Origin of the sequence: Nocardia goodfellowii (assembly GCF_017875645.1) — a bacterium.
In the GTDB taxonomy this organism is placed as follows: domain Bacteria; phylum Actinomycetota; class Actinomycetes; order Mycobacteriales; family Mycobacteriaceae; genus Nocardia; species Nocardia goodfellowii.
On the sequence record NZ_JAGGMR010000001.1, the window covers coordinates 330,761 to 350,751 of the forward strand.

At 67.6% G+C, this 19,991-nt stretch carries 2 protein-coding genes (1 of these 2 cut by a window edge); both read right to left on the bottom strand.

Annotated elements, in window-relative coordinates:
- A complete protein-coding gene (locus BJ987_RS01575) occupies positions 1 to 657 on the bottom strand; it encodes a hypothetical protein (RefSeq protein WP_209883989.1) in 657 nt (218 codons plus the stop codon).
- Positions 657 to 19,991 carry the 3' portion of a LuxR C-terminal-related transcriptional regulator gene (locus BJ987_RS01580; RefSeq protein WP_209883991.1) on the bottom strand. 32,283 nt of this gene lie beyond the right edge of the window, so the window shows 19,335 of its 51,618 coding nt (coding positions 32,284-51,618); its start codon lies beyond the right edge, outside the window — the gene reads right to left on this strand; its stop codon occupies positions 657 to 659. The genes BJ987_RS01575 and BJ987_RS01580 overlap by 1 nt, the downstream gene beginning before the upstream one ends.

Here is a 19,991-nt window from a genome sequence, read left to right on the forward strand (position 1 = left end):
TTAGGGTATACGGGGGTAATGGACCCGGTCGGCGTCGGACAGATCTTCCAGGGGAAGTTCCCCCGCGCCCTCGCATATCGGGCATCTGCGCGACCCCAGGCAGCCGCGGCAGCGGTGGCGACCAGAGGGGCCGCCCTTGGTCCAGCCGCGACCCTGGCAGGTGGGACAGGCGCCGAGACCGTCGCATTCGTAGCAGAGGACCGCACCGGGGTGCGCGGTGGCGGAGGTTACGGCGGGAGCCGGGGCCGGGGGCGTGACTTCTTCGTACAGGGCGATTCCGGGGGTCTCGCCGAGCAGGACGATGCCGTCGTAGCCCTCCTCGGTGCGGACTTGCAGCCGGTAGCCTTCGCGGGTGGCGGTGACGGTGACCACTGTCGGGTAGTGCGGATCTCGTTGCAGCGCAACGGCCCAGCCCGCGGTGGTCAATATGTGCGCGGCGCGATGGGCGGCGGTGGGGTCGTCCCGCCAGGATAGATTCGCGACCGCTTCGAAGCGGTAACGGCCGGGATCGGTGTTGTCGATGCGGGCGGGGCGGGCCGGGATGACGACATGCGGGACCGCGCCCGGCACGATCTGGCCGCCGAGCCAGCGCAGCTGAGCGCTGAGGAACTCGGCGGCGCGATCCAGCCACTGCCGCACACCCTCGATCTCGGCCATTACCGCACACCACCTCGGGGATTCGGTCGGTACACGATCACCATACGGTCGGTGGGCGCGGGCGGTGCGTACCTGCCCATCGCCTCCGGGTCGACGGTGTTGCTGACGCCCGCGTCGATGGTGAACAGGTATTCGTTACTGCCCGGGTCCGGGAAGACGGTGTGCTCGACTTCTTCGAAGGCGGCCGCGACCGAGGGCGGCAGGACGCGCTTGATCGCCAGCATCAGCCGGTCGCCCTGGATGTGGCCCCGGTCGCCGGGAGTGCCGCCCTCGACGCGTTCCGACGTGGTGTCCCATTGGATTTCGATCCGCGCGCCGGGCACCAGGGTGCCGGGCAGCTGCCGGGCCAGCGTGTCGTAGTCGGCGTCACCGTAGTGGGCGCTGACATTGTTGATGATGTAGCGCGCGACACCGCCGTTGCCGCCGAGGTTGAGCACCTCGCCGTGCTGCAGCAGATCCGCCCACACCATGAGGGCCCCGGGCCTGGTCAGCGGGCCGGCGTCGAGGATGCCGAGATTGCGTCGCCGCTGGCCGGCGTCGGCGTAATCCGAGGGCAGCTCGGTCTGCAGGATGAGCCTGCCTCCGGTGGTGTCCTGGGCGGGTATCACCTCGACGGCGTAACCGCCGCGCCCGACGCCGACCTCGACGGTGTGGCCGCTGTCGACCCCTTCCAGCGCGGGACGCGGGGTCAGGAGTACCGGGTGGTTCTGCTCGGCGGGCAGCCGGTATTGGGGTCGCGGCCGGGACAGCAGGTCGACCGCGGAGTAGCCGTTGGCGTGATCGTGCACCACGACCACGTATTCGATGTCGAGGCCGTGCTGTTGCGCGCCACGGTTGGCCCGGTCGGCCGCCTGGAAGAAGTCGAGCAGCGACATCGGCCGGTCCTGCATCGACGGGAAGTAGAGCTGGCCGGTCGCTCGGTTCAGATAGCCGCCGACCCGGTCGGACAGCTGACAGTAGGCGCGGGCCGCTCTGCGCATCTGGTCGAAGTCGATCGCCTCACAGATCGCGGCCATGTGACCGGTCGAGTTCTGCACTCCGGTGATCGCGTCCTCCAGTTCCCGCAGTCGCTGCTGCGGCGACATCGGATCGTTGAAGGCCCGCTTGATCGGTTCCAGGGCTGCGACGAGGTCGTCGGCGGAGAAGAGGTTCGCTTTCTGCAGTCGCTTACGGATGGCGGTGACGTCGTGCTCGGCGAAGATCGGGTCGAACAGGCGACGGCATTGTTCCTCGCGCATTCGGGCATGCAGCGAAAGGCTCTCGGCCATCAACACATCGGCCGCGTAGTCGCCGGTGAGGCGGGTGGCGAGTTGGGCCAAGTGCGCCTGGCTTGCCGCTTCGAAGGCAGGGTCGGTCAGTTCCTTGCCGAAGGCCGGACGCTCGATGAAGGCGCCACCGTATTCCAGGCTGATGCGCCGGGCGAGCGCCGGATCGTGCGCCTCCAGCATCGCGGCGGCCGGGCCGACCGGCGTCTCCAGCATGCCGAGATCTGCCAGCAGGTCCTCGAGGTCCTGCCGGATCTCCGGGACCTGATGTTGGCGAGACGGATCGAAGATCGCCTGATCGAGTTGCGCGGCAATAACCTTCAGTTCCGCGAACCGAGGGCCGGGATGCTGGAACTCCGGATCGGTGAGCTGCCGCAGCCGGGTCAGGATGTGCGCCGCCGCGCGCGGGAAGTCACGATTGCGCAGCCGACTCGACAGCGTCATCGTGAAACCCGTGCCGCCGTCGCGCGATTCGATACTGCCGACCGAGTTGCCAGGCAGCTCACCCACCGCGATCTGGACAGTTCGGCCATCAGGCAACACGAACATGTGGCTGGCGCGCTGCCACGCCGTCTGCGCGGGCATGACCAACCGCAGCGAGCGCTCCAGGAGCTGCCGTGCGCGCCGGGGGGTGACTTCGCCCGGTGCGGTGCGGGCCGTGCCGTGGAATTGACCGACGCCGTCGATGATTTCCGTGCTCGGCACGGCCTGCGTGAGCGGCACGGGCTCGATCAGTGGTTCCGGGCCCTCGGTAGCCGCTTGTGCCGGGCCGAGCGGCCGCGGACCCTCGGGAGCCGCCTGCTCCGGTCCCAGTGATTCCGGGCCTTCCGGAGCCGTTAGCTCCGGACCCAGCAACTCCGGGCCTTCCGAAGCTGCCTGCTCCGGACCCAGCAACTCCGGACCCTCCGAAGCCGCCTGCTCCGGACCTAGCAACTCCGGACCCTCCGAAGCAATCAGCTCCGGCCCCAGCAGCTCCGGACCCTCTTGTTCCGAGCCCTGCACAACGGCCTTGGGGAGCGTGTCGTCCTCATCGAAATAGGCGGGAACTTCCTCGGACAGGACGACCGTCGGATCGACCGGTGATCCCGGAGGAGTCCCGTTGGGCTGCAAAGGCTTGGCACCGCCCTGGCTGGACTCACTGGCTTGGGCCGATGGCGGGGACACCAATTGTGGTGCGCTCGAAGCTGATTCGGGGGCGTGCGGAAGTTCGACGCCGACCATTGTCTGGGCCTGTCCGACGATCTCCGGAGCGGCGGCGCTCGCGTCGATCAGGGTGGGCTCGTGCGGAGTCGGGGGTGCGGCAGGTGCGGGAATCGCGGTTTGGGTCTCGGCGTTGTGTACGTCCCCGCGAGCCGAGGCAGGCTGTGGCGCAACGGGTTCGGCCAGTGTCGCGGATGGGGGAATCGCGGTGACCGGCACGGCTCTCGCCGTCGCGTCATCGATCGTCGCGCTGCCGAGTTTGTGCCCGATGCGCGCCAAATACGTTGCGACAGTGTGCTCGGAAATCAACAGTTCCGTCGCTATGTCGGCATTCGACCGCCCGGCATCGCGCAGGCTGAGTACCTCGGCTTCCCGGGCGGTCAACGTGCCGTGACCGAGCCCGGACACCGGGCGCGTGGCCTCCTCGGCCGCGAAAGGCAAGATGCCTGCCCGCAACGCCGTCGTCACCATCCCGGCCCGGCTGCTGTTCCCCACGATCCGACCGATTCGAACCAGATGGTTCTTCACCGCGGACTCGCTCATGTCGAGCGCCAGCCCGATCTCCTTGTTCGACCAGCCGTCGGCCGCGAGCCCCAGCACCTCGCGCTGAGTGGGATCCAACGCGTTCTGGTGCAGGCCGCCTTCCATCTTGGCGGCTACAGCCGGATCGGCGAACGGCAGGACTCCCCTGCGCACCCCGATCGCCGCCATTGCGGCCCGGTCGCGGGTGCCGAGCTTGTTGCCGATATTGGTCAGATGGGCGTGCACGGTGGCGTCGGCCAGCGTCAGCTGTTGCGCGATGTCCTTGTTCGTCCAGCCTGCCGCCACCAGGTCCAGCACTTCCACCTCACGGGCGGTGAGATCGGTGTGGGTGATCAACTGGTCGGGATATGCGGCCAGATCCGCGTCGTGCTCGCTGCTCGCCGACAGAGCGTTTCCATCGACGCCGTAGCTGATGGCGGAGATCTTGCGTACCCCGGGTCTCTCGGTGCCGGGTACATGCTCACGCCAAGCGCCGTTGTCGATATCGGCATCACTGACCCTTACCTTGCCGCCGCGCAGTTGCCACATCGTCAGGTGCGCGACGTCCATGTCCCCGATCGAATATTCCTCCATGACCAGCATCGCGGCGACCGAATCATCCGAACGCAGGCGAGCGGCGATCTCGTCACGGGAACCGGCCAACCGCAGCCGGCCGTGCGCGTAGTTCTCTTCCACCTCGGCCGGTGTCCGGCCCGCGAGCTTCGCCTCGGTGGGCACCGTGACGTGCAGCCCGTTGTCGCGAGCCGTGCGCATGGTTTGCAGTACACAGTCTTCGGCCGGCACAACAAATCCGAACCGCTCCGCGGCCGCGCGGTACAGCGCGTTCGCGTCGAAGCTGTCACGGGCGAAGATCTCCGGATCGACCATCGGGATACCGGCCATTCGGATGCCCTGGACGACCTCGTACAGCGAGTGATGGTGCGGCATCATGAATGCCGTCACCGCGCCGACGAAGTCGTCGGTCGACACACCCGCCGGTTGCAGCCAGTCCAGGCGCGTCATCATTCGGGTGGCACTTCCGGAGATCCCGGCGGCCACCGGCATCCCCTCCCCCGCGGCCTGCTGGAACCAGGGCAGGTCCGGGGCGAAGTTGACCAGAACGACACCGGGCTGCCACGGCAACGGGACGGTATGGGTTTCCGGGTCCAGAGTCAGAGCTGTCGCGGCATCGACGTTCCGCTCGAAGCGGTAGACCAGAACTGCTTCGACCACCGCGTTGCCGTCGGCATCGCGGACGTGCCCGTTCGGGCCGTACTTGTACAGGGGCAGCACGTAACGGACGCTGGGGTCCTCGGCCCGGAGCTGTGCCTCCAATCGATCGGTGTCGACGCGGCCACGGTCGCGATCTTCCGCTGGGTCCATGCGGGGCAATTCGTAACCCGGATCCAAGCGATCCTTGCGCAACGCCTCCAGTCCGTCGGGGACGGCCTCCAATTCCCGTCGCGACAACGGCATCCCCAAGAGAGCCCAGTCGTGCAGGGTCAGATGGCGGCGGCGCATCTCCTCGTCGGATCGCAACGGGGTGTTCTCGCGGCTGCGTTCGTACTCGTCGAGCAGGTCCTGCACCTCGGGAGTGTCCGCCACCTGGTACTTGACGGTGCGCAATTGCTCGGCCTCGATGTCCTGGCCCGGATGCTCCGCCTTGATCCGGGCGCGCACCTGCGCCAAAGCATCCACGTTCAAGCCGATTTCGGCCGCCCGCGTCTCCCAGCCCGGCTGGTTGAGCAACTTGGCGATGCCTTCGTTCAGCGTGGTCCCCGCCTGGTCAGCTTCATCCAGTTCCGCGTTGCGGATCGTCGCGTTGAGAATGGCCGACATCAGCTCGCGCAGATTGCCGTCCCGGCGCAGTTCCTCGAGAGGTACCGAGGGCAGCACCATCCCACCCCAGCGCGGCCGGGTGTGAGCGTAGAAGGCGGCGTCGATCTGTGCCGGGGTGGCGTCGGGGTGCAGCGCCACCAGCACTTCGCGCAAGCGGTCGAATACTGCGAGGGCCGCTTCCCGGCTCTGTGGCAGGTTGTAGAGCTTGCGGGCGAGTTCCAACTCGTCCTGCATGCGGCGCTGCCGCCAGGTCGGTTGCGATTCCGAATCCTCTTGCGTTGCGGCATCTTCCGGGGGGATGAACCCGTGTCCGCCGTCGGTGCCGTCCGGGTCGCCGGTTCGCGGTGCCGGTTGGTTGCGTGGATCGTGCGAGGCAGCGTCCCAGCCGGCGAGACCGGTTGTCGGCGGGCCGGACGCGGAGACCGGTGAGGCGGGTTCGGGGGCAACGGGTTTCGACGGTTGGTCCGCGGACGGCGCTGCTGTGGCTCGGTCGGCGGACAAGTCCAGGTGCAGCGGTGGCAGGCTGCCCGTGCCCTTCGCCAGCTGCGGGTCGTACTGCAGGGCGTGTCCGGGCAGGCCGGCGAGGTCACTGGACACGGTGGGCGGGGTGGGCAGTTGCGCCAGCGTGTCGGCTACGGCGCGTAGCGTGCGCGCCGAATCGGCGTGCGGCATCAGGTCGGCCAATGCTCGCAGGCGGTTCGGGGCGACGATTCCCGCGACTCGCCCGGCCTCCCCGGCTCGGTCGAAGGGGGAACCGAAGGCTTCCCACAGGCGGTGCTCGTGCACGGTCAGTTCCAGCACGCCCGCGTGGTCGCCTTCGTTCCACACCCGGACCGGCAGCAGGATATCCGGGTTCTCGCCCTGCGGCAGCATCGCTCGGAAGGCCTGCCACAGCGCCCGCAATTCCGGGTCGGCCGCGAGCGCGTCCGGGTGCGTTCGCGACCAATCGGTCAGCATCGTGTACACAAGTTCGTTGCGGCCCTGCGGCGGCGTGAGCTCCGTGATGCCATGGGCTTCGAACCCGCGCGCCATCAGCAGCCACTTCAGCGCGTAGGCGGCTTCGGCGTAAGCGGCGCGCGCTCGACTGGGGTCGACGGGGGCCAGGGTCTCAGCGGAGGCGGGCTCGGCGGTGACCGGATCACTCGACGCGGCTTCCGCAGTGGCCGGATCGCCCGCGGGGTCGACAGCACCGGCTGCGGTAGGCGCGGCCGCGACGGGGTCAGCGGCACCCTGGGCGGTCGCCAGCGCTGGAGTGGTGGTTTCGTGGGTCTCGTTCGGAACGAGAACCGCGGTGACGATCATGTTGTCGCGCACCAGGAAACGGCCGTGCATCTCGGTGAGCGGACGGCCGTCTCTACCGACGGCGTCCGTCAGGATTCGGACGTGGAAGGTGCCCGCGTCGGCGTCGAAGGTGATCAGCGAGTTCCGGAAGATGTGGTGTATGCGCAGGGATTCGTCCCCGGTCAAGGTGTACCAGGCTTTGAAGATGCTCTCCTTTGCGGAGAACAGCACCTTGTCCCACGCCACGCCGGAATCCGGCAGGCAGTCCAACTGCTCCTGCAACCAGAGGAGTTCCTCGGTGCGGCCGGTGTCGAACATCATGTTCCGGACCGACGCGTTGTCCTCGGCGTCGATGCCGACCGAGCGGACCTGTCCGGCGTCGGCGACCACCGCGGCGTAGTAGTCGAACCCGGACGCCCGGCCGATCTTCTTGTTGGTGATGCTGCCGACGACGCCGTCCGGGAACAGCGGCTCCCCGAGCGGGCCGCGCAGAATCGCAACGTCCTGGTGGCCGAGCGCCGCCAGGGCACGCCGGGCAGCGGTGCGGGTATTGGCCTTCTCGCGCACCCACTGCGGCGGAGACGACTCCCGCACCAGGATTTCGGCTTCCGCCGGCAACAGCACGGCGGCGGGGTCGTCGCCGATGATCTCGGCCGTGTGCAGTTCGGGAAGGAGTTGACCGATCAGCGAGGAGACGGACTCGCCCGACTGGACCTGCGGGTCCGGTTGCACGGCGTGCGAATCATTACTGGATTCGGAGCCGCCGGAAGACGGTGGCTGCGACGGGTCACCTTGCGGTGCGAGCGGGTCGGTGGGCTGCGACGGCTGACCACCATCGTCCGGATCGCTTCCGGCCATCGAGCGGATGAGCCAGATGGACTTGCCGCGGCCGTTCGCCAGCGGTGCGTAATCCCAAGCGTCGGTGTCGATGTGGGTCAGCTTGACGCCGCGCCCGCGCTCGTCTTCAGTGTCGGTGGCTGCGTTGCGGGCAGGGTCGACATCGGGATTCGCATCAGCGTCGCGGGCGGCATCGACATCGGCTGTGGGCGCGTCACCGGCATCAGGGGCGGCTGCGGCGCCCTGCTCCGGCAGCGACTCCTGTTCGGACTCGTCTGTGTCCAGCGCCGACAGATCGAACTCGAAGTTCTCGTCGAGTTCGGCCAGTTGGGCATCCCGCGCTTCGATGGAAGGCAGTTCGGACTGCGTCGTGGCGGCCGCCGCCGCGTCGGCCTCGTCCGCGCGCCGTTTCATCCCGTTGGCGGCGGCGCGGATGGGACCGGTGGGCGGGTAAGTGGGTTCGTTGTCGAAGACCTGGAGCACCAGTTCACCCGAACCGGGCAGCATCCGGAGCACGATCCGCACCTGGCCGGTGCTGTGCTCCAAGGCATTGGCGACGACCTCGCTGGTCAGCAAGCGTGTGTCGTAGAGGTGATCACCGGCGGCACGGCTCCAGCCGATCGCTTCGAGTTGCTCCATCACCCAGGCACGGGCGGGCGGGACCGATCCACGGCGCTCGTCGGAGACCCGATCGGTCTCGTACAGGTTGTCGGGGCGCTCGGTGGTCGTCATGACCTCGCCGACCACAGTTTCGGCGTAGCCGCCCGGGTGGCCGACGAAGGCGGCTCCGGATTCGGTGAGCCAGGGCAGGATCACCGAATCATGCAGCTCGGCGAACGCCTCGGCGAGGCGCACGGGATCCGGGCCGGGCTGGAAGGACGGGTCCTTGGTGTCGATGCCCGCGTAACCGAGGTCGAGATTCCTGTACCGCATGGTGGTCCCGCTCGGGCCGCGGGTGAATTCCAGGGTGACCCGGCCGCTTGCGCCGCGAACGAGGTTCAGCGCCAACGTGACCGACAAGATGTCGGTGCGACCCTGGGGTGTCTCGACGTGGACGAGGTCGACGAATTTTGCCTTTGTCCAGAATCCGTCGCCGGCACCGGCGAATTGGTAGGCGTCGGCGCCGCGACCTTCGATGAGCTCGTCGACAGAGAGGGTTGTGGTGTCACGGTCGAACAAAGTGGCCGGGTCGAGGTCGTAGTGATCGAATACTACGTCCGTGAGATCTACGTTGCGGCGGGCCAGCTCGAAGCGGAGCTGCGTGACGTACTTCGGATCTTGGCTCGCAGTGAAGAAGGTGGCGCTGAACGGGTGAACCTCGACCAGTTTGCCTTCGACGATTCTCCAGTCACCCATCGCCGCCGGACCCTCATCGATACTGCTGTAGGTGCTGTACAGCGCCGGGTGGTTGGAACTCGGCGAGGTCCGGAACTCGCCATTCTTGTCCATGACGAAGTAGTCGCCATGGTGATGGACAGTGTTGTACAACTCCCCGCCGGGGCCTCGGAACAAACCATCGGCGCCCAGTCGAATGATCCGGAAGGGTGTTTCGCTCGAGGTCTTCGGTTTGTACTCGTCGTTGTCGTCCGGGCGCGCGACCTCGTATTCGTCCCGCGTCGGCACCGGCCCGGCCAGCGGTTCCGGCTCCCGCTCGGGCCGGGCTACCGGCTCGGGATCCGGTACCGCCGGCGGGTTTTCGTCGAACTCGAACCACACCGTTTTACCCGCGACGACATCACCGTCGTCGACCAAACCCCAACCGGAGCGCTGGGTCGAGGACTTCAACAGAGCGATACCCGTGATGTCATCGCCGGCGGGTTCGACCGGGAGTTGTGCGCTGCTGTCGGACATTTCGACGCTGAGCAACCGGTCTCCGGTTATCCCCGTCACCCGCACCTCGAACGAGCCGTCGCCGCCGGTGTGGGCACGGGCGTTGCGAGCCAGTTCCTCGGCCATTCTGCCCGAGGTGTGGGCCGCTTCCGGAACACGCCAGTCGGAGACCAGAGCACGCGTCAGCTGTCCAGCCAACTCCACATCGGTCTGATGTGACTGCCGCACCGGCATTTCCAGGCCGATGGTCCGCGTTACGCCCGCACCGGTCACGGTGAGCGCGACCGCGGTGTCACTGCCTTCGGGGGTCACCTCGAGACGCACCCGGCCGTCCGCCGGATCGCCGGACACTTGAATCCGGACCGTGCCGCCCGCGCGGCCCAGCACGACCCGGGTGACCGCGTCGATCGCCGCGTCGACCTCGGCGTCGTTGCGCCCAGCGGTCAGCTGGGACAGCCCGTTGAGCGCGTGGTCCAGGTCGGTGTCCGGGGCGATGGTCAACTCGAACTCGCGTGGCCGCGGCGGCGGTGCGGCGACGGCCTCGTCGGCGCCGATGTTATGGGCGGGTCGAGCGTCCGGATCGGCCGGATAGAACTGGTTCGGGCGATCCGGAATCCCGTTGCTGTCGAAGACGATGCCGGACAGTTTGGCTACGCCGGGCCGAGTGGAGCCCCACACGTAGGGCCGCCAGATCCGGGTGCGGGGGTTGAACTCGAAGACCTGGCCGCCGCGCCTGGCCATGGCATAGGCGTGCGCCCCGATGCCGTTGCCGTCTGGCCCTTCGTAGTGCTCGACGACGAGCACCTCTTCGGCGCGGTCCTTGCTGTCGAGCAGGCGTACGGCGATCTCGTCGCGCGAGGTCAGCGACTCCATGCGGCCACCCGCGTGGTCCTCGGCGGTGTCGGCGTCGCGACCCGCCAGACCGGGGCCAGCGCTGAAGGATCGGATCGTGGACTGCGGGCGGCCCCGGCCGATCGCGTCGAAAGACCGGTCCAGGCAATCGTTTTCGGTGATTTCGATACCGTCGGCCGGCGCCGGGGAATGCGTGGCGTCCTGGATCGGGGCGGTCGCGGATTCTGGTGTCATCGACGCGTAGCGCCCGGCCGCGATCTGCGCGAGGGTGGCCAAACCTCGGGCGGGCGTATGGGTTGCGGGGTCGGCGAAACCGAACCAGCGCAGGTGCGCCTGCTCGTCGACATCGCGGACGGCGGCCGAAGGTAGGGCCGGGGCGGGCAGACCGGCGGCCGAGAGCAGTTGGACGTCGGACCCGACGCCGAGCGATCGCATACCCCCGTGCAGGAACCGCGCGGTCCGGCTCGGACCGGACAGCATCCGAACATCGATCCCCGCGAGCAGCTTTCGCACGTTCATGACCGCCCACTGCGCGGGGGTCGCGGGCGCGAGGAACACCCGGCCCGGCGGTAGTCCGAGCCGTCCCGTCTCCGGCACCGCCTGATCCAGCGAGGCCGGATTCAGCGAGGTCACCGTGGCCACCTGACCGGCGAGTCCACCGCGCCACCCGGCGCGCGCGGCCACCGGCACATCCTCGCCCATCGCGATGAGATGGTTCTGCGGCATCACCCCCGACTGCCCAGCGAGCACATTGTTGAACGCGCGCACGGCGTTGTAGGAGGAGATGCGATCACGCAGGTCCAAGCCCGGATTCTGACCGGCGTCGGCGCCGAGGCGGCCGATCACCGCCACCGACCCGCCGGTTTCCGCGGCGACGGCCTCGTAGAGGTTCACCATCGAGTACAGGTACTTGTCGGCCTCGGCCAGGTCGACATCGCGGCCGAACTCCACCCACAGCACGTGCTCGGCGGAATCGACTGGGCCGACGCTGAATTCGGCCATGCCGCGGTTGCCGACGACATTGGATCGGTGCGACCGGACACGTACCTGCGGCGGTTCCACCGGCGGGCGGACCTGAGCGGCTACCTGTTCGGCGCGGTACAGCGCCTTCCAGATCGACTCCGCGTCAGCCAGCTCGGCCACAGCGGTCCTGGGCAGGTCGATCACCGCGTCGCCCAACCGGTTGATGGTGCTCAGCAGTGCGTGCTGCAAGGCGTCCTCGCGCGCGTCCGCGGGCAGCCCTTCGGTGTGGGCCAGCGAGACCGGATAGTCGTACTTCATCCGCAACTGCTGATCCGGGGTCAGCCCGTGCCACCAGCGGGCGTTGAGTAGCGCGTGCCGCGGGTCGTTGGCCCCGGTGAGCAACTGCGCGACGGGGGCGGTATCGAGCGACGTGCCGTGCAGGTCGAACAGCTGCCGAACCGCCTCGACACCTTCGTCCGCATGCGGGATCGGTCCGTCGAGTTCACGCAGGGTGTACCGCGGACCCCACGGGGCGCTGTCGGCCGCCGTCGGCGGGCGGATCGGATTGCCGGGCGGGCCGTCCGGGTAGCTCGGCGCGGTCGGCTCGGTGGAAACCGTGTCTGGTCGGGGGAATTCGGGGATCGGCTGCCAGTTCGGCGGGTTCTCGGTGACAGTGACACCTAGACCGGCCGCGATCAGAGCGAATTTGTGCTGCGTCGCGTTCGGAATGCGGGCTTGGACATCGGCGAAGCCGTGCGTCTGGGGGATCGGCTGCGGACCGGACGGGTTGCCCGCGACCCGAGACGCGCCGAACTCCTGCACCGACATCCCGACACCGCCGCGGCGGAAAGCATTGCGGCGCAAGCCCGGCGGACGGCCATCCTCCCATGCGACCAGCCGCCCATCATGGGACATGACATAGACGGGAGTTCCGAGACTTTCGGCCTGCGCGGTCGTGACGCGCAGCTCATGGGCGACCACCGGACCGAAGCCGAATTCCGCCGCGGACCGCATCGGACCGGTTCCGGCCGGATCCACCAGCACGACCGCTTCCGCCAACCGATGCGCGGCATCGATGTTCGCGAGTTCGCCGACCAGGAACCGGCCACGCGCACCAGCGGCCGTCGTGATCAGCGCCCCGGTGCCGTGCCCGAAGAGATAGTTCGCGGGCGGCGCGCCCGAGCCGTTCCGGGCAGCGGCGTCACCCCGGGTGACCTGATACCCGGCGAGATCATTGAGCAGCAGATCACCGGCACGCGCGGTCCGCCCGGCCACGGTCCCCGGGCGGCTGCCCAGATCCTGGTCGGTGCTGACCCAGGCGATCACCGCCGGGCGGTCCTCGTTGTCGCCCTCCCGGATCTGCATGGTTCGACTGGTCGCGTCGTAGTGGTTGCACGCCGCGAGCAGCACCGGATCCAGGTCACCGAGCGAGGTGCCCGCCTCGGCCACGATCCAGCTCACCGAGCTAGCGTGCGCGACATCACCGAAGGAGATCATGGCCCGGCCGTCGCCGTAGGCGAGCAGTTGCACCTCCGGCGGGGTCAAGCCGCGATGCACGGTGCGGGCCAAACCCTCGGCGCGCTGCAACGACTTCGCCGACGCCTCGATATCCCGCAGCCGCGACCGCTCCCCCGGGGTCAATGCGATCGCCGGAATCGCCTGCAGCGCACGCCATTCGCGCGCGAGCGCCATCCGGTTGGCGTAGTCGCGCAGACGTGTCCGCTGCGGAAAATACGGTATCGGCACCAGGTTGTGCAGGCCCTCGGCCCGGCCCACGACATCCGGGTACACCCGCAGGATCAGATCCCGATGCTCGTTGGACAAGCCGTCCCAGAACACGCGGTTTTCTCTGGCCCGCTGCCACGCGCCGTCCACCACATCCGAATTCGGCTCCGGCGAATGCAGCAGCACCGCTGGACCGACGCCGGGCGTCGCGGCCGGATGCTGGTCCAGCAGCGCGTCGGCGCGCAGCCGTTCGGCCTCGGTGAAGCCCGGATCCGGCGGGAGTACTCGGTAGTCGTCCGGCCCGAACGGAGGATCCCGCCCCGGGTTCGGTGACGGGTCGGTGGCGCCGATGTTGTGCTCCGGGTGCGCCGCCGGGTCGGCGGGGAATTCGTCGATGTGCCGCAACGGATTTCCGGCACTGTCGAAGCCGATCGCGGACATCAGCACGGCGTCCGGCGATACTTCACCCGGAACGAACGGCCGCCAGACGCCACCGTTGTCGTTCAGGTCTCGCACCATGATCACACCGCCGCGGTTGGCCATCGCGTAGGCGTGCGCACCGATGCCGTCCGCGTCCGCCGAGGCGTAGTGATCGACCACGATGGCGATGGATAGCGGATCGCTCGGGTCGGCGAGCCGCGCGGCCACCTCGTCCCTACTGCCGAACTGTTCCAGTCGTCCCTTCGCGTGGGCTTCCAGCGCCTCGGCGGTGCGTCCGCTCAAGCCGGGGTCATCGGTGAACGGCTGGGCGACAACGCTTCCGGTTTCCTCGATGACCGTGTCGACGGAGAAGTCCGCGCACCGCTGGGTGGTCGCCTCGGGGACCGCTGTGTCCGGTTCCTGAAAATCCGGCCTGTCCTCGATCGAGGTGGTGTCGCCCATGTCGGATGCGCCGATGACCGCGGCGAGGTCCGCGTCCGAGTCGAAGCCGAGACCAGCCAGAACGTCAGCGAGCACGCTGTCGTCTGATTGATCGGCGGCGTCGGCCATCACGTCCGAAGGGGTATGCGCCGGATCGGCGGCAGATCGGATGGCCGCCAGAATCGAATCATTCAAACCGGCCGGCATATCGTCGAAGTCGTCCCGACCCCCCGTAGTCACTTCGGCCGACTCCGGCAATTCCGGCGCGGGCAGGCCGGCCGCCTCGTGCACCCGCGACCACTCGCCGTCGAGGAGTTCCGCGCTTACGGCGGCGGTCAGATAGTCCAGATCCAGATCGTGACCCGCCCGCAAGATCGACACGAGATCATCGAAATCCTGTGGCCGATCGCTACTCAACGCCAGCAGCTTGAACAGGATCATGTCTTCGACGCTGATAACACCGTCCACCGCCCGGCTCATCGCCGTCTGCTCGATCACGCCCTCGTCCATCAGCAGATCGATCGCGATCCCCGGCCCGCGTAGGTAGATGGCGTACACGTCGCCGTTCACATCTGATTGCGGCAGCACGTCACGATTGGGGAAAGCCGCGACGAGTTGGGTGATCAAGACTTCCGGATCACCCGATACCACAAAGTCGACGTCGGGTGTCGAACGTGGCTCGCTGCGATACATGTTGGCGGCCTGACCACCGGCCAGCACGGCCTGGATCCCGGCATCTCGCAGACGCTGCCGGATTTCGCGGACTTCAGCGGGCACGCTGCTGGATGAGCCCGTCGGCGGCGGGTCTGTCTCGGTGGCACCGATATTGGTGTGCGGGCGGTCCACGCCGGCGTGTGCCGAGGGATCCTGATCGACATGGAGGGGACGGACGGCGGAACCGTCGTTGTTGAAGACAATGCCGTAGACGCCCGCGACATCGGCGGACTGCCGGCCCGACTGGTACTCGTACTCGAGAACGCGGCCGTCTACCTTCTCATGCACCATGACCCGGCCCAAGCTGTCGGCGTAGAGCACCATCACGTGCGCGCCCACCAACTCACCACTGTCGAGTTTGCTGCGGAATTCGAGGACCGCGTTCACCGTCGCGCCGGTGTCACGGACCAGCGCCGCCGCATCGTCGAGCGAGCGGAAGCCACCAGGTCGCCAGTCGGCACCCATATGGCGGGCGTAGCGGTCAGGATCCACGCCCGCCAAATCGGTTTCGGCGGAGTCCGGGATCGGTTGAATCGCGCTATTGCCGGTCAGCAGCCGGGTGAAACGTTGAGCTTCCGGGGCACAGTTGTTCGGGCTGTCCTGTGGCTGCCTGGTTTCGGGGGTATCCGGCAAGTGGAATTCGACGCCGCCATCGATGGCGGAGGTGTCGCCCGCCGTCCGGGAAGCTCCAACACCCTCGGATTCCGGCGACGGCGGACTGGAAACCGGCGCCTGCGGGGCGGAGGCGGCCACAGCGCCGTACCCGCCGCCGCCCGCCGCACGCAATTCGGCCACGATGCTGCGCACAGTCAGACGCTGTAGCTGCTCGACCTCCGGCTGCAGCATCTGCAACCTGGTTGCGACCAGCGCGAGCCGAAGCTGGTCCAAGTAGCGCAATTCGGCGAATCTGCCCGCGACACCGTGCAATCGGCTGATGGCCGTACGCAGGGCCCCGAGTTCTTCGCGCTGCGCCATTTTCACTTCGGCCAGTGCCGCACCGGTGGTCAAGAAGACTCGGGTCGAAAGAATGTCATGCAAGTGGCGCACCGATTCCATGCGCGCCCTGCCGTCTCCCATTCCCGGCTGGGTTCTCAGTTGCGCATGGGGTACGCCAGCGAAGTACCGCTGCTCGGCATATTGCCGTGGCTTCGGTGCGAGCAGCGGGATAGCTCGAGCCAGGGTCGCGGGCGCGTGCTTCGCGTAGGCCGCGAAGTAGGCATCCAACCGCGTCGCGTCCGGTTGTCCATCCAGCAGATGCTCGACAACTTGCTTGACGACTTTGGGCAGTAACTCCTGGACCGCAGCCAAGGGGATCCCGGTCTCGGCCGCGATGGCGATGGGTGAAAGCCCTGAGACCAGCGCCGAGTTCGCGATCCGCACGCCGGTGGCGTCCAGGTGGTTCAGGCCACGCATGGTTCGCTTCCCCACGGCCGGGTTGTCCCGGAAGACCTGCCGAGCGAATTCCAGGTCGACCGCCGCCCGCTCCCGATTCGAAGCACTGACGCGTTTCGCGAGCTCGCTCACGGCCTCGGAGTTTTCCCGCCACACCTCGCTGACGGTGCCACCGACTCGTTCGGCCACCTCCGAGTACCGCAGCCCGTCGACAACCCGCAACCGGATGATCGCTTGTTGACGTGGGTCCAGCTGTGACAGCAGATCCGCAACCAGGTTCGGGTCTGCACCGAGGGCTGCCTCGACTACTTCGAACGGGTCTCGCCCGTCATCGATGTCGTCGCTGATCGGTGCCGGCGAGAGGTCCGAACTCGGCACCGGCACAGTGCCGTCGGCGATTGCCGGGCGCGTGGACTCAGGTGGCTTCGTACGCTTCGACGGCTGCCGCGAGGCGCGGACCGGTTTCTGTTCCGCAGGGCGGCTGAGCCGTGGAGCGGGCTTTACGGCCGGAAGCGGTTGCCCTCCCGTCTCCGCGTATAGAGCTGCCACGAGGCTGCGCGTCGTAAACTGCAGCATCTGCTGGACATCCGGTTGCGCACGACCCATCCGGGCCGCGATCGCGGCAATTCCCAGCATGTCCACAAACCTCAGGGCCGCGAGAGTACGGTTCGCACCACGCAGACGCTCGACGGCGTGCCGCAATACATCAGCTTGCTCCGCCTGCGCTGCTCGCACCATCGCCAATGCATCGGAGGTCGACAGGAACACTCCGGTAGACAGGACATCGTGCAATGCGCGGATGGCCGCTAGACGGACGTTCCCGAACCCGGCCCCGAGGCCGAGCTCGGCTTGCACCTCGTCCATGGAAAGGCCGCGCAGATAACGGAGCTCGCCGAATTGCGCGCTCCGGCCGGACACCACCGCCAGGGCGCGAGCGAGCTGGGTCCGGTCCGCGTCCACCAGGATCCGGAGGTGTCGGTCCAGCACGGCCGCGGTCGCGGCCAAGGCGCGTGCGGCGCTCTCCAGCTCGCTCAGCACAGTAGCCATCGAGCCGCCGACCTCGACCGCGACCTCGGCGGGAGTGCGTCCCTCGACCAGATACAACCGCACCAGCCGCTGTCCATCCGCGGAGACCAGCCGGTTGGTGCGTGGATTGCTCAACATCGAAACCAGGAATTCCGGATCGGACCGCTGCACCTGGCGGAGCAATTCGAGTTCCGGCATCGCCGGACCTGTTTCGGTGTCGATGAGCCAGCTCGCCAGCAACTCCACCGCATCGTTGCCGACCCGGGCCACCGACCTGGCATCGTTGTGGATCTGGGCCGCGATCTCGGCGTCCGCCAGCCCTTCGAACAGCTGCAGTCGAATCACGGTCTGCTGCTCTGCGCTCAGCCAACCGATCATGTTGCGTACCCGTTCAGGGTCGGCGTCGAGCACCTGGCGCACCACCGCCAGCGGATCAATGGTGTCGTCCAACAACGGATTCAGCGCCATGGCGACCGAGCTCGGGGGCGAGATCGCGTTCGTGGGATCGCTGCCCGGTGCCGGGTGTGCGCGCCCCTGTCGCAGGTCCGTCGTCGAAGTCCGGTTGCCAGCCAGCACCTCGGATGATGGTGGAAGCACCGGCCCCGTCTCCTCCGACGGCACGGTCGTCGAGTCTTCCGGTACGTCAACGGTTTGCTCGTCCGATTCGTCCAGCATGGCTTCGAACGCCGAGGTATCGAACTCGTCCGGCAAGTCGGCCAGCGCTGCGTCCAGATCCGCACCCTTGAGCGTCGGCCCCTGATCGATCCCCCCGCTTACAGCGGCAGGATCACCACCGTTCTCGTCATATTCGAACCAAATCGTCTTGGCCCACGGCCCGGACTCCTCCACCCGAAGACCTGAACGATGAGACATCGCCTCCATGAAATTCAGGCCGCGACCGGACTCCGAGCCCAGGCTGGTACCCCGCCGCGCGGGCAGGGTCGGATTCAGATCAGACACCTCGACCCGCAACACCCGCTGCCCGCCACGTTCGAGAACGGTGACCGCGACCTGACCATCGGTCTGCGCATGCCTCGGTACGTTCCCCGCGATTTCCGAAGTGACCAGCAACGCAGTGTCGATCTGCCCCGGATCCGCCCAACCCCGAGTCAAATCCCGCACAGCTTGCCGCGGATCGGCGAACTCCTGGCCGATGATCGGGATCTCGGTGCGGCCGAGTACCACCTCATCGGCCGCCGGATCGGACACCGATGCCCGCTCGGGCTCGACACTCTCCTGTGGAGGCGCGGATGCATCCACCGCAGCGGCCGCGAGTACGGGGATGCCGGTTCGGTACGGCCAGTTCGTACCGGTGATCATCCCGTGCTCCTGGATTTCCAGAAGTCTGGCGACCGCACCCTCGATCGCCTCGGGCTCCAAGCCCGACAGTACGGCGCGCAGGTCGTCCGGCTCCACCGCGTTGACCAGGTCCAGAACCGCTGGTTTCAGCTGGCGACCCACGGCCTCCGCGACGAAAATCGACTTCGGTTCGACCGGGAAGGAGTCCGCGTCGATCGGGAAGGTGAATTCATCGTCGGTCGAGATCACCTGGCCGGCCGGGGTGATGACGGTGTCGCCCTCGTGCTTGTCGCGATTACCCGCGATGTAGTCCTCGACCGCGAGCATGTCACGTACGACTCCGCGCTCGTCGCCACCCATCTCGCCGGTGAATGCGAGCGTGGCGTGACCGGTGGTGCCGGTGACGAATGGCCGTAGAACACCAGGCCCCAGGCTGCCGTCCCACAGGTAGGTGGGCGCTTTGAGCCCGAATTTCAGCAATCGGTCGAGTTCATAACCCTTCACTTCGCGGATCGGGCGACCCGACGGCGGGATATTCCCACCCGAGGTGGTGTCACCGTGGAATGGCTTGTACACCCAGACGGTATCGCTGCCCTTGAACGTCACCTTCTTCAGACGATGCCCTTGGAATTCGATTTCGGTGAAGTCGGATTCCTGGGCCTTACCCAACGTTCGCGGGTCCGGGAGCGCGGCCAGATCGAGCAGTCTCGAGGTGGCATCCTGATCGGAGTCCGCATCGTCCAGGTCGCCCGCGTACTCACCCGTGATCCGCCCGTTGTTGTCACGAATCTCGGTGAGCCGGTTGCGAATCCCCTCGACTTCCGAGTCCGTAAGTCCTCGTTGTGTCAGCAGCTGCGCGAGTTGTTGCGGATCGATCGACTCCAGTTGCTCCAGGACGGCCGGATCGATGGGCCCGAACAGCGAGGCGACAAAATCCGAACTCTCGTAATAGCCGGCGAGGTAATCCACCACACCCTGAGTGCTGCGCTGAGTTCGCGAGGCGGCGTCGAAATCTAGGCCGGGTACGTAATCGGGGAAGAACTGAGCGAGCACCGTGCGGAGGAGGGGTCCCGGGGTGCGTTTGGCACCGGCGCCGGGTGGTCGGTGCGCGTGAACCTCGTGCGGGCCTTCCGGGTCGAAGGCGAACAATGTCCCGGGATCTCGGCGATGGCGCCCGTGCGACGCGGGATTTCGCAATTCGGTGTCGATCGGCTGAGTGGCAATCGTCGGTACGGAACCGGTGCCCTCGGCGGTTTGCGGCTGCGCCGCGGTCGCCGCTCGCGGGACAACGAGCGCGGTGAGGACTCGATTGCCTACGACGCTGAAGCGACCCTCGAGCGTTCCGCGACCGAGCGTGCCCTGGGCGTGGGCATCCAGCACGTCTACGCGGAAGCCGCCGGGCGGGTCCAGGGTGATCCGCAAGTCCGACGAGCCGAGTACACGACCCGCCACAGGCGCCAAAGCTTCTGCCGCGCTGAGTTGAGCGGACTGGAGCAGGAGAGCGACGGGCAACTCCTGGGTGGGATCTGGATCGAACAACCGGGCGTCGATGCCGATACCGGCGACCTGGCTACTCGGTGCGACGGCCGCGGCGGCGTAATTCCCAGCCTGTGTGACGCTTCCGACGAGGTCGGTGGCCCAGGTGAAGCCGCCGTCTGGGTGCTGTGTGGCTGCACTGACGGGCGAGCCGAGTTCGGTCAGCGCTCGATCCACTACCGCGCGCACGAT